The organism is Niabella sp. CPT15-335-S11 (assembly GCF_058792415.1).
This window is the reverse complement of the sequence record NZ_JBYTEI010000001.1, coordinates 522,641-536,305: the sequence shown is the minus strand read 5'-3', so window position 1 is coordinate 536,305 and position 13,665 is coordinate 522,641. Positions and strand designations below refer to the sequence as shown.

Genomic DNA, 13,665 nt, shown 5'->3' with positions numbered 1-13,665 from the left:
TTAATAAGATTTAAAATGTTACAGAAGCGCCTACGTTTACGATTTTTTGCTGAGGATAATAAACACCTTCTCCTGCAGCCGATTCCGGATCCCAGAGTTTGAATTTGTTGAACGTAAGCAGGTTGAAGGCGTTTGTGAATACGCGCAGATTACTGATGGCTTTCTGTAATTGTTTGGGTAAGGTCACGGTATAACCCAATTCCAGATTTTTCAGCCTGATATAGTCATTGCTTCTGTACCAGTAGGCATTATTGGCCGCTCCTCCTCCGGTGTACCAGGTATTGTTCCGGCTGGCAATCCTGGGATGTTCGCTGCTGGGTTTATCAACGGACCAGTGATTGTCGTACACGTATTGAATATAGTTGCCGATGTCACCTGAGGATCCGGTACCCCATCTGAACAAACCGCCATGAGCGCCCTGGAACAGAAACGACAGATCAAAGCCTTTATACTGAAGGTTTCCTGTCAGGCCGCCGGTAAGGAATGGGTCGCGGGTTTGGTTAGACCGTACCTGGTCATCTGCGGTGATCTTTCCATCTCCGTTATAATCGACGATTTTCAGATCCCCTGGCCTTAAGCTTCCTGTAACGGCACTGTAGTCGATTTTATTTGCATCAATTTCTGCCTGGTCTTTAAACACGCCATCGGTCAGGTAATACATGTATGCCACTCCGCTGGTTCCCAGTCGTTTCCCGGTGTAGCGCTGCCATTCAGGCCATGCGGGGTTGTCTGCCCATTTGATGATCTTATTCTTATTGTATCCGCCGGTGAGTCCGAAACTATATTTGAAATCTCCTGCGTTACCTGAATACGTGAGTTTAAAATCAAATCCTTTATTTTCCAGCTCTCCCGCGTTCACAACCGGAAGGGACTGGCCCAGTGTCTGGGGTACGGCTGCATCCGGCTGGATCAGCGCATTATTACGTTTGTTGGAAAACACATCAAGTTCCAGGTTGAGCCGATGGTTTAAAAAGGCCGCGTCCAGACCCAGGTTTCTATTGATGCCAATTTCCCAGGTGAAGTCCGGATTGGGAATGCGAGACTCCCGCAAAGCCCTTACTACCTGGTCGTTCACAATCATTCGCTGGAATGAATAGGTTGATAGGAACTGGTACTCGGCCAGACCGCCGAATGCAAAATAAGGTTCTGCTCCCATGGTTCCCCAGGACCCCCGGAGTTTCAAATCGTTCACTACATTTTTGATACTTTGGAAGAATTTTTCTTCAGAGATGCGCCAACCGGCTGTCACACCGGGGAAAAATCCAAAACGTGAAGCTTCCGGAAAGATGTAGGAACCATCATAACGCCAGAGAAACTCAAGCATATACTTTTCGGCATAGTTGTAATTAACCCGGCCGTAGTAACTAAGTCTGGCTCGCTCAAAGGCGCTGCCGCTGACGTCTTTCTCTAAATCACCCCCCGCAAAAATCTGGTCAATTGCGCTTGAAATGAAGAAACGCCGGAAGCCCCAGAGATTCTCAGAATATAATTTTTCCCGTTGCACGCCGGCGAGGAAGTTAAAGGTGTGCTGTTTAATCTTTCGGTCATAGTTAATCTGACCCGTAAGATTTGTGGTAAGGCTGTTAGATGACCACTGATTTAACCTGGGGTCGGTAAAATTAGACCTGAGTGTTTTCACCAGAACCGGCGTTGTTCCGTCTGCTTCAAAGTTTACGCCATCCCATTGGTAAAGGTACCAGGGTGTCTGCCATCTTTTCTGGTTAGAAAAGTAACGATCGACCGCAGCAGTTCCGATAAGTTTTAGTCCTTCAATACCCGGGATCTTGATTTCTAATTTTCCGTTTGTCTGAACGTAATCGCGCTTATCTCTGTCGTACCCCGTTTCATTGGTGGTAATCACAGCGGGGTTATTGCCATACTCGATATCTCTCCCCGGCAATCCGTTTGGCCAGCGGGCCGGTTCATTGGGTTTACCGCGTAGTATCATCCAGAAGATATCGCCTGCGCTTCGCGTCGGGAAATTCCGGTCTTCCTGCCGGCCAAGGATCCCTAACTCAACGTTGATATACTCATTGATTTTTGCGTCTACATTCAATCTGATGTCATATTGCTTATAAAAGGTAGCTGAATTTCTGTAGAAAGCGTCCTGGTTCTGATAGCCCAGTGAGGCCAGGTACCTGATATTTTCTGAACCACCATTCACCTGCAGGTTGTGACGAACCTGCGGGGACCAGGGTTTGAACACAGCTTTGAACCAATCTGTATTTGGGTGCAGCCAGGGATCTGAACCATCAGCATACTTGGTCATATCCTGCGGAAAAAACCCCTGGGGGGATTTAACTGTTCCCCCAGCTTTTTTGGTATAGGATCCGGTGGTCGTTAATGCTTTATAAGCATCGCTCCATTCGGCCACGGGCACATTCTCATATACTTTCAGCTCATTGCGCATCTGTCCGTATTCCAGCACATTGCTCATCTTGGGTGTGGTAGTTGGCCTGGACCATCCCTGGTTAAACGTATAGGAAAGCTGCGGCCTGCCCGATCTTCCCCGTTTGGTGGTGATGAGGATAACCCCGTTGGCCGCACGGGATCCATAAATGGCTGCCGAAGCATCTTTCAGTACAGAAATAGTTTCAACATCGGCTGCATTCAACCGGTCCAGTCCGCCACCGCGTGCAGGGACACCGTCGATAACTATAAGAGCATCATTGTTTCCGATGGAGTTGATGCCCCTGATCCGGATGGCTGAGCCATCATACCCCGGTTCACCACTATAATTTATAGCAACTACACCGGCCAGACGACCTCCCAGGGTGTTAGAAAGATTGACTGTTGGTGCCTTTGTCAGTTCCTGTCCCTTTACCTGGGCAACGGAACCTGTTACGGTAACTTTTTTTTGTGTGCCATAACCGACCACCACTACGTCTGATAATTGCTGACCGCTTCCATCGGACTCCAGGGAAACCGATATTTCTGTCTGGCTTCCCACAGCCACTTCTTTGGTTATAAAGCCGACAGAAGAAAACACCAGTACGGTGTTGTTGCCGGGTACATTGATGGAAAAATTACCATTTGCATCGGTAGCAGTTCCAGCGGTGGCGCCCTTTACCATGACTGAAACTCCTGGCAGGGGTGCGCCGGTTTGGTCAGTGACCTTCCCGGTGATCGTTCTGGCCAGAATTCCGCTAGGTGTGCCGGCAGAGGCCGGAAGAGCGGGAATGAAGCCGATGGCTAAGAGCAGCACCACCAGGAACAAAGGGATGGACTTGAGAGTTGGATCTTTTAAATCTCTTGCAATTGATCTGCGTAGCAGCATCTGCAACTTTTTCTTCAGTTGGTACATAGAATTGGATGGTTTTGTGATAAGTAAATCGTTGGTTTAGTAAAATGTGATCGAAAGGATTATTCATATGTGAGAAGACGTTCTGTCTTCAGGTGAAAGGTTTGTTTAGTGAATTGAACTATATTTTGTTGATCAAGAATCGAAATGCAATCGGCTGCACAATCTGGCCGTTAACCAAATTTAGGATATCTGGTTTGAACTTTCAACAATTTTGTTTTATATTGGGGAGATAATCCGCCCGTGATAACCGGGGAGTGTTGATTTTATTCAGCAGCTAATTTCTAAACGCAGCTTTGGCAAACGTAAATTGAGTATTTTATCTATTCCGGACTAAACGCTGTTGGGAGTACAACGAAAGGGTTAACACCCTGTACCACGGGAGGGTTTAAGGTTTTACAAATGAGAAAACGATTACTGCGCAGACTGATTTTGAAACAAACGTTCCATTGCTATCTCTATACTTTTACTATAATCCATCCTGACAGGCAGATAATCGTTTATCCAGCTCTCAAAAATGTCCTTGAAATTCCCGTTGATGTGTGTTAGCGTCATGATGCCCAGATCGCTGAGCGCGGCAGCGTTACAGGCTTGTTCATATTGACCTTTAATGGGAATGGCCATCAATTTTTTGCCCAGGTGAATAGCTTCGGAGGGTGTTTCAAATCCGCCACCTGTAATAATGGCGTGGCAATGGATCAGGCTCTTATTGAAGAGGCTTTTGTCAACAGGGATAAAAGTAATATTTCCTGATCGGTTTACCGACTGGCTTTCGTGGCTGAAAACTTCGAACCGGTGGTCTCCAAGTGGGGAAAGGATCTCAATGAGTTGCTGTTCGCAATAAGAAGGGAGGTACACGGTGATGTGTCCATGGTCCTCGGGCCCGGCAGCGAGAATTTCCTGCTTGATAACCGGGGTGATAATAAAGTCGTCGTATTCTTTGAAATGCAGGCCAATATAATTGTTTGCCCTGGCATAAGATCGCAGCAGCCATTCGCCTGTCCTGCTTTGGCTTTTGGGTCTGGGTACTTTTGCCGACTGAAAACTGGCCTGGTGACCGAAATTTACCGACCTGATTTTTTTGGCCGCGCAGGCTTTAGCTGTGATGTAGTCATAATCATTAATCACCAGGTCGTACTTCTCCACCGGCAGTTCCCTAATTTCTTTGCGGATCCTGATCGGATTTATGGTCGTAGCTATCCTGAGATAATCCAGTCCGCCGCTGCATGTATAATACAGGCTCAGCCCGCTGCTCCGGTATTTCACCGGCGCGTCGAGCTTGAGGTTGCTGTTATTGCCACTTAGGAAGATGTCCACTTGTCCGTATTCTTTTAAAACGGGAAGCAGTTCCATGGCCCTGCTGATATGGCCATTGCCGGTGGCCTGAATGGCATAGAATATTTTCATGATCAGGTGGTTAGGGAGTTGAGGTAAAAGGCGATTTCGGTGGTGGTAATGACGGGCTCCCGCTTTTCGCGTTCAGGTTTTACAACCTTTAATTCCTTTGCATCATAAGTGTACAAGTGCCACTCGTTCCCGTAAAACTCAAGCGCAGTCATATGTTCCATCCAGTCGCCGGCATTGAGGTAACAGGTTGATCCTTTCTCGTTTGTAAATATTTTTTTCTGAGGCTGATGTATGTGGCCGCAGATCACAGTGTCAAAATTTTTTTCGATGGCGAGTTCGGCGATCTTCTTTTCATACGAATCAACTTTAATGATACGCTTGTTAAACTGTCTCATCACAGATTTTGAAAGTGATAGTTTTTCCTGACCGAAGAAATGAAGGATCAGGTTTGCAAGGCGATTAAAAGCGAGAAGAACGGCATAGCCATTGCTGCCCAACTTCCCCCAGAACTTTGCTTGCCCCGTTGTTGTCCGGTCGAATACATCGCCATGGAATATCCAGGTTCTGTTACCGTTTATTTCAAAAGCAATTTTATCGGTAAGCAGAAACTTGCCGATTTCCAGGTCTGAATAACGCCTCATGATATCGTCATGGTTGCCGGTTACATAGATGACCCGGGTCCCGTTTGATAGTTTAGAGAAGATTTCGCGTATTGCAGAGAGGTGATCGGAAGGGAAATACCGCTTGCTAAACTGCCAGGCATCCACGATATCCCCGTTCAAAATCAGCAATCGGGGGTCAACACTTTTCAGATAGGCAGTGAACTCCCTGGCGCGGCTGGCATAGGTGCCAAGGTGGATATCCGATACCACTACTACATCAACCCTGCGGACTGTCATGCGAATTGTTTATCAAATTTCCATAGACAGTATGAACAACAAGTTAACTATGTATTAGCGTTTTATTAAATTTGACGTTTTCTGCCCGGTAGATGGCAATCTGGGAAGGTGCTGGGGATATCCGGGGAAACCGACCTGCGCGGCTGAGGCGCTCTATCGTGAGTCGAGTGTAAACCCTACGGTAGTGCCAACGTTTTCCGTACTTCGGACGTGAATGGTCTGATGATGTGCTTCAATAATATGTTTACATATAGCCAGGCCGAGCCCGCTACCGGTAGTATCTATTTTGCGTCCGGCCTCAGTACGATAGAATCTTTCAAAGATACGCGGCAGGCTGTCTGCTTCTATTCCGATGCCGTCATCGCTGATTTCGATCAGGATCCGTTTGTCATCGGTCTTGTAAATGCTTGCCTTGATATGCCCATGTTGTCTACCATACCGGATCGCGTTTTCAATGCAATTAAGCAGAACCTGCCTAATTTTTTCTTTATCGGCATGCACGATGATCGGAGCTTCACACCCCTTCTTGATCCCCATTGAGATGTTTCTGGGCTCTGCCATAATAGAAACGGTATCGAAACTATCCCTGATGAGGTCCTGAATGACAAAATTTGTCTTAATCAGGATCATTTCTCCCCGTTCGAGTCTCGAAATTTCATCCAGGTCGGTAACGAGGTTGGTAAGCCGCGCGATATTTTTGGATGATTTTCGGAGAAATTTTTGTTGGACTTCCTGGTCGTCAACTCCCTGCAGAAGGGTATCAATATAGTTTTGGATAGCAAAAATGGGGGTCTTAAACTCGTGAGCCAGGTTTTGCAGAAACTCGCGCCGGAATGCTTCATTCGCTTTGAGGGCATCCACCTGTTTTTGATTTTCGATAGCCCAGGCCTCCACATCTTCCGCCACTTCATCAATACTTTTTCTGGGTAGTATATATTTGTAATAGGTTTCTTCCCTTGCGCTGGCTTTGGTGTGGAAAATCAGCTTATAGATCAGTTTGATCTTCCTGTAAATAAATCGTTCTAGTACAAAGGATATCAGAAAGTATCCTCCTCCCAGCACAATCAAAAAGGAAAATATAGCCGGGCGCCACCTGGGCTCCACCAGGTACACCAGCAGACCGACCGGAATAGCCAGGGAGAGGGCGGTGTAAAATGACAAACGCCCCGGTGACAGATTTTTGGGATCAAACATCCAAATGGGAATTAATGTGAACTACACAAGAAGTTAACGGGCTAATTTAAGCCAAAAATAGATACGGAAACACAGGCTCCAGAAGTATCAGAGCTCAAATTTGTAGCCTACGCCTTTAACCGTAGTAATACAGTCAAGATCCAGCTTTTGCCTGATTTTCCGGATGTGCACATCGATGGTCCGGTCGCCTACAATGACATCGCTGCCCCAGATCGCATTTAATATCTCGTTTCTCAGGAAGACTCTGCCTGGTTTCAGGGCCAGGAGATACAGCAACTCAAATTCCTTTTTAGCAAGGACCACCTCTCTGTCATCTATAATAACCAGGAATTTTTCGGGATCAATGACTACATTCCCGATTTGCAGTACCTTCTGATTATCTTTTTGAATTCTTCTGAGCAGCGCATTTACCCTGCTTAGAAATACTTTGGGACTTACCGGTTTGCTCACGTAATCATCTGCGCCAGTTTCCAGTCCCCTGATTTGTGTGGTATCATCATTCAGAGCTGTCAAAAACATGATCAACGTATCTCGGAAACTATCCTGGCCCCTCAGAATCTGGCACACTTGCACCCCCGTTTTACCTGGCATCATCATATCCAGAATAATCAACTGGGGTTTCCAGAGGTTCGCTTTTTCAATTGCCTCATTTCCGTCCTCCGCGGTTATGACCTCATAGCCTTCACGGGTCAGGTTATAGGATAAAATTTCAAGAATATCCGGTTCATCATCAGCAATTAATATTTTGATTCCTTTTTGCTGCATGTAATGAAAATTTAAAGCAAACCTAATGGTAATTGCAAAACTATTAAGGTTTTACATCAATAATTCGTACAGAGTTAATAATAATTTAATAGTATTCCGCGCCGAATAGGGCGTTTTCCGAGGCGTTTTCGATCCATGATACGAAATATGAAAAATATTTTCGTAGCAGACCTTTTATGAACCTGCTTTTTTTGCGGGGTTCGGCCTGATTATTGCTGTCGGAGGAGGGGCCTCCCGGCCCGTTTAGCTTAAATATCAGAATTCCGGTAAATTAGATTTGCGTTTTTAACTATGAAATGGGGAATTTTTCTATTACTCTTCTTGTTCCTGGTTCAGGATTTGTCAGCCCAAAGAAGATCAAAACGAAGAAAACATGTGGTGCCTGTCCAGGTTGTGGACGTAATCCCTGATTACACCGTGGGGATCAACCGGAAAGCTTTACACGAAAACATCAATAAAGAACAGCTCGCCTTGCTGGCGAGCGATGGCAAGGCCGACAGACAAATGGTCGTTTCCGATGACCGCGTCGTTAACGAAACGGTCACTGATGCGGTTACAAAGCGGGTAGACTGGCTTCGGTATGAAATTGAAACAGATCCGAAATTAGATAATCGCCTCAAGGCCCATTACCTTACCGGCCTGCTGGATATTTTGAAGTTTGTCAGAACCGGTTTGCGACGGCACGAAGTGGATGCACCTGATATTCCAAGGATCATTTTGACCTATAAAAACATGATGGCTGCTGACAAACAGAAGCAACCTCTTGCCCCGATACTCAGAAATCAGCCTTTTGATGTGGTTCAGGCAGTCATGGTACCTGTGATTTTCAAAGACAATCCCGGGTATCCGGATGCAAGAGCCCAGCTTATATTGAAAGCCGCTTCCCTGCATCCTGAAAAAGCCCTCGCACTCCTCAAAGAAACGCCGGATATACCGCAGGCGGATAGCATCATAAAGATCGTCGCCAGGAAGGCGCCTCAGACCGTTTACAACTATGCACAGGCAAATAACAAGCTGAGTTACCGGATTCAGCGGATCAGCGGGGACCCACTGGTAGAAAATATAGTGGCCATGGCGCGTAACGACCAGAAAAGCGGACAGTATTATTTTCCTTTTCTGGATCAAATCGTCAAAGGCAGGATCACATTCAAGGAAGTGGATGCGGCCAAAAATGACCCCGTAAAATATTTCCGGCTTTTAGTGCAGACAAAAATCGAATATACAAACAGGGCGCTGAACCGGGATACGGCCATTGGGTTTAATGACCTGACTCAAAGGCTGGAGAGAAAAGCTAAGGATGATTTCGTGGCACAGATCAATGGTTTACATGAACAGCCCGATGCAATCCGGTTCAGAAGCATTCAGCCACTCAAGGCCGAAGAACTATACTATGTTGCAGTACTTACAGATGGATTAATATATACCAGCAGCTATACCAACGGCGTTTACCCGCTAATGATGAAAAAAGCGGGAAACAAAGGGGATGAGTTACTGAAAAGTGTAGGATTTGATCATTACCGAAAATTTATTAGTCAGGCAGCTTCCTACAACACCCTCCGAAATTTTCTGGGCTCTTTTTCAAACCAATCTGAAACGAATGATCTGATGCGGTCTTTCGTGAGCAACCTTGAAAAGTCTTCCGGGCTTGAGGACGGAGTGGATGTGGCTGATTCCTACGCAAGTATCTATGAAACCCTCCCACAACTGGCGGCAGATATGCGGGAGAATGTAAAACGGAACCTGGAGCGGAACAGGTCTGCCCGCAATAAAAAAGGCATTGCGATCTATCATATTCTGGATAAATTATTTCAATCGGCGGATTCGGGCAGTCATATCGACCTGACAAAAGAACTGGGTATTCCGCCGGTTTATGATCTACCTTTTTCATCACTCACAAACGAGAAGGGGGAAGTGATTTCCCAGGTATTTTTTTATGGCGATCAGGATGGCAGGAATATCTTCAACGGGTTCCTGAATATGTTCGGGGGGAATAACTGGAAAATCGATGGCAGTAACAAACAATGGGTAGTGATCCGGTCGGCAAAGGGGAAACCCGTTTCTATTTATGCGAACCGCCCACTCGATGAAAATAAAGGGCTCGACGAGAAAGCTCAGGAAGCGCTGGGCGAATACCTTGAAGAAAATAATTTAAACCCGACGGTCACCATTCACCGCGGTCATAGTTATTATGCGCCCGCGACCATTCATTTCATGGCGCCCAGCTCAAAGCTTGTGTTTATGGGCTCTTGCGGAGGGTTCAACCTGATTGACTCCATCCTTCGGAAATCGGATGACGCTCACATTATCGCTTCAAAGCAGATCGGAAAAACATCCATTAATAAACCATTTTTCCTGCTGCTGACGGAAAAATTGAGAACGGGACAGGATATTGACTGGATCCCATTCTGGAAGGAATTTCGCCAAAAAGCCAACGTCAATGGGTTTGAAGATTATATTCCACCTTATAAAAACCTTGGAGCTATTTTCATCAAAGCCTATAAAAAAGAAACAGGGGAAACCAATATGTAATCCGGATCGTCTTTTCCTTAGTTATTGTTAAGAAAACCCGCGAGACCGGCCTTTTCCGGATAAAGCGATTAAATTGCAATTTTAACTATACGGAGATATGTTCAGAAAGGCATTATATTTTGGTTGGATCTTATTGGTAATGAATAGCGGCTCTTATGCCCAACTTTCGTCCGGCACAAAAATCCCTGTTTATACAGTTCCTCTCAACCGGCAACTGTTTCATGATAATATTGATAAGGAACAGAAACTACTTTTGGGGAGTGACGGAAAATCAGATTCCACCTTCAGTATCGATGGGGAGGAAAGCGCCAGCCTGATCGCCACAGACGCGATTACGCACAAAGTGGACTGGATTCAATACCTGATCGAAACGAATAACAAGATTGAGCCCAGAATCAAGACGGGCTACCTCACCGGCATGACGGCGATTTTGAGGCAGATGCGCACCGGGTGGCGTAAAAAGACCATCAACCCTATGCACTTCCCCCAGATCATTGCCCTTTATCAAAAACTGATAGAAGCAAATACAGCTAATGAATCGCTATTGCCTTATCTGCAGCATTTCTCTTACGACATTGTGGCAACGGCCACGATTCCCAGGATCTTCGAAGAAAACCCGAGTTATTCGCAGGTGGGGGATTTTCTTCTGGTGAAATACAGCCGTCAGTACCCCGACAAGACTTTTGCATTCCTGACTAATTACACGGACCGTCCGCAAACCGACAGCCTGATAAAAGTGGCGGGCCGGAGGTTTCCAGAGCAACTCTATACCTATGCCCAGTCGCCTACAAAACTCGGAAACAAGATCAGGAGTATTAAGGATGATGATTTTATCAAAACGGTCGTGAACCTTTCCGAAATGAAAAGCGGACAGATTTATTTCCCATTCCTGGACAACCTGGTGAAAGGAAAAATCACGATCGCCCAGCTTGATGCTGCGAAAGATGATCGCTTGAAGTATTATCGGCTGTTGGTGCAAACCCAGATGGAATACGCGCAAAGGGCCGTCAACGGCGATACGGCGATCGGGTTCCGGGAGCTGACGGCAAGGTTGGAAAAGAAGGCAAAAGATGAATTCGTCAACGAGATCAATGCCCTCCACGAATCTCCCGACGCCGTCCGCTTCGCGTGTCTGCAACCACTTACCGCGCAGGAGCTGTATTATCTGGCGGTATTAACGGATGGGCTGATTTATACCAGCAGTTATACCAACGGGGTCTTTCCGTTGATGATGCGTAAAGCAAATAACAGAGGTGATTCGTTGTTGCTGAGTCTTTCCTTTGACCATTACCGAAAGTTCATCAGTCAGGCAGCGGCCTATAATAAACTGAAAGATTTTTTTGCAACCTTCAAAAGTCAGGAAGATTCCCGGAGCCTGATGACCACATTTGTAACCGGACTTGAAAAATCGATCGGTCTGGAAGATGGTGTGGATGTGGCTGACTCCTATGCAAGTATCTATGAGACCGAACCCGGGCTCGCCCGGGAGATGCTGGCCAATGTTAAAACAAACCTGGAGCGGAACAAGCGTTCCCAGAACCAGCGGGGTCTGGCAATATATAATATTCTGTATAAATTATTTCAGTCGGCAGATTCATCCAGAAATATTAACCTGACCAAAGAACTGGGTATTCCGCCTGTTTATAATGTGCCTTTCAATTCCCTGGCCAACGAAAAAGGTGAGATCATCAGCCAGATGTTCTTTTACGGGGACGAGGACGGACGTACCGATTTTGACATTTTTGTACGGATGTTTAGCGGGGGAAACTGGACAGTGGACCAAAGCAATAAGTTGTGGGTGGTTGCCAAATCTATAAAAGGGACGCCGGTGTATATTTACGCGAATCGCCCGTTACCCAATGAAGCTGATGAGGACTACAAAGCCCAGACTGCGCTTGAAAATTACATGATCGAGAAAAATATTTTACCCACCATAACCTTTCACCGCGGACACAGCTATCATGCGAATACTAGTATCGGTTACATGTCGCCAACCTCGAAAATTGTATTCATGGGTTCCTGTGGTGGATTTAACCTGATCGATTCGATTCTGAAAAAGTCGCCGGATGCGCATATAATCACTTCCAAGCAGATTGGAAAGCGTGATATCAACCGGCCGTTTTTTACCCTTCTGACTGAAAAGCTGCGTAATCATAAAGACATCGACTGGATCCCGTTCTGGAAAGAATTCCGCGCAGCAGCAAATATTTCCGGGCTGGAGGACTATGTTCCTCCTTATAAGAACCTGGGCGCATTGTTTATCAAGGCTTATAAAAAGGAGACCGGCGAAGAAAACCTGTAAATTAAATGACAATCAATTCATAAAAATCTTCCGGAACCAGGTATTTATTAGCCATTTCTTGAATATCTGTCGAAGTGATTTCTTTTATGCTCCTGATTGTTTGATCAAAATGGTCGTCAGGCAGATTATTTAGGACACTGGTCTTCCATCTGCTGATAATATGGAACGGACCGTCCAGATCACTGAGGATCGATCCCATCATAAAATTCTGCACCAGTTCCAGTTCGTCTTTTTCCACAGGCTCCTCCCTAAGGATTTTCATTTCCCGATAAACTTCTTCGAGAGTAGCTTCGCATACGTCACGCCCCGCCTCGGTTGTAATGACCCAGCCATTATCCCGGATATTTGGCATCAGATAACTGTGGATGCCATAAGTGTATCCTTTATCTTCCCGGATATTTGCCATCAACCTGCTGCCAAAAAATCCGCCGAACAATACGTTCAGCACCTGTACTTTTTTAAAATCAGGGTGATGCCTGTTGCCGAAAGGTCGTGCCAGCCGGATAGAGCCCTGGCTTCCGTTTTCATCATTGATGATGCGATATTTTCGCTCGGCCGATGGGTGGATCGACATAATGCCGGGGACTATTGCGCCGTTAGTGAGATCTCCAAAATACTGATCCATCAAGACCTGGATTCCCGGGGGAAAATTTCCTGCTATAAAGATGGTTGTGTGCCCTTGTAGATAATATTGCTGATAAAACCCGACGAGGTCCTCGCGCGAAAGCGCGTCAAAATCCTCCAGGCGACTGTAGCGACCATAAGGATGCTCGGAACCAAAGAGATAAGAATCTATCAGTCTGCCGGCAACAAAGCTGCTTTTTTTCAGATTGACTTCCAGTTTTTGCTTGAGGTTCTGTATGGCGATATCTATTTCTCCCTGCGGGAAAACTGAATCAGTGATAATCTCGTGCACCACAGGTAACAATTCGCTGATATGCCGGCTCAGGCAATGCAGGGTCAGGCTGGCTGTCTCCGCGTGGCAGGTCACAGTAAAATAGGATCCGTAATATTCAAAGTGTTCGTTGATGTCGTAGGCTGACTTGCTTGAGGTACCGTTCTTGAGCAGATGATTAGTCACCGCTGCCTGCAGGTTTTTGGATTCAAACCAGTTTCCGGCGCTAAATACCCACTCTACCATGATAACTTCTTCGGTGCCCGCCCGGATAGTATACAATTCTGTACCATTTTTCAGCAGGTATTTTTCAAAGGGTTGCAACTTCAAATCAAATTTTACGGCGTCCAGAATGGAAGGCGCTATTTTGCGGTTAACCATAGTAGAAAGAATGTTTTGGGCAAATATATTCAATACCTGTCAGACAGCTAAG

At 46.1% G+C, this 13,665-nt stretch carries 8 protein-coding genes; 2 read left to right on the top strand and 6 right to left on the bottom strand.

The window, feature by feature from the left end; genetic code table 11:
- Positions 1–10: 10 nt before the first annotated feature.
- The 5 genes from AC3WS5_RS02180 to AC3WS5_RS02160 all read right to left on the bottom strand — a co-directional run bounded on the left by AC3WS5_RS02180 (position 11) and on the right by AC3WS5_RS02160 (position 7,506).
- Entirely contained in the window at positions 11–3,304 is a 3,294-nt protein-coding gene (locus AC3WS5_RS02180) for a SusC/RagA family TonB-linked outer membrane protein (protein ID WP_492465554.1), read from the bottom strand.
- 411 nt (positions 3,305–3,715) lie between these two features.
- The gene (locus AC3WS5_RS02175) at positions 3,716–4,708 is read right to left on the bottom strand and encodes a glycosyltransferase family protein (protein ID WP_492465553.1); all 993 of its coding nucleotides are present in this window, start codon (positions 4,706–4,708) and stop codon (positions 3,716–3,718) included.
- A 2-nt stretch (positions 4,709–4,710) separates the two neighbouring features.
- Positions 4,711–5,547, bottom strand: a complete 837-nt coding sequence (locus tag AC3WS5_RS02170) for a UDP-2,3-diacylglucosamine diphosphatase (RefSeq protein WP_492465552.1) — start codon at positions 5,545–5,547, stop codon at positions 4,711–4,713.
- 153 nt (positions 5,548–5,700) lie between these two features.
- Positions 5,701–6,741 (bottom strand): sensor histidine kinase, encoded by a 1,041-nt coding sequence (locus AC3WS5_RS02165; RefSeq protein WP_492465551.1) that lies wholly within the window; start codon positions 6,739–6,741, stop codon positions 5,701–5,703.
- Positions 6,742–6,828: 87 nt separating this feature from the next.
- The gene (locus AC3WS5_RS02160) at positions 6,829–7,506 is read right to left on the bottom strand and encodes a response regulator (RefSeq protein ID WP_492465550.1); all 678 of its coding nucleotides are present in this window, start codon (positions 7,504–7,506) and stop codon (positions 6,829–6,831) included.
- A gap of 291 nt (positions 7,507–7,797) precedes the next feature.
- On the opposite strand from AC3WS5_RS02160, the gene AC3WS5_RS02155 reads away from it, so the two are divergent.
- Entirely contained in the window at positions 7,798–10,035 is a 2,238-nt protein-coding gene (locus tag AC3WS5_RS02155) for a hypothetical protein (RefSeq protein ID WP_492465549.1), read from the top strand.
- Between the two features lie 97 nt (positions 10,036–10,132).
- Positions 10,133–12,337, top strand: a complete 2,205-nt coding sequence (locus tag AC3WS5_RS02150; RefSeq protein ID WP_492465548.1) for a hypothetical protein — start codon at positions 10,133–10,135, stop codon at positions 12,335–12,337.
- Between the two features lies 1 nt (position 12,338).
- Here AC3WS5_RS02150 and AC3WS5_RS02145 read toward each other — a convergent pair whose 3' ends face one another.
- Complete coding sequence (locus tag AC3WS5_RS02145) at positions 12,339–13,613, bottom strand: M16 family metallopeptidase (RefSeq protein ID WP_492465547.1); 1,275 nt, start codon at positions 13,611–13,613, stop codon at positions 12,339–12,341.
- Positions 13,614–13,665 lie beyond the last annotated feature (52 nt).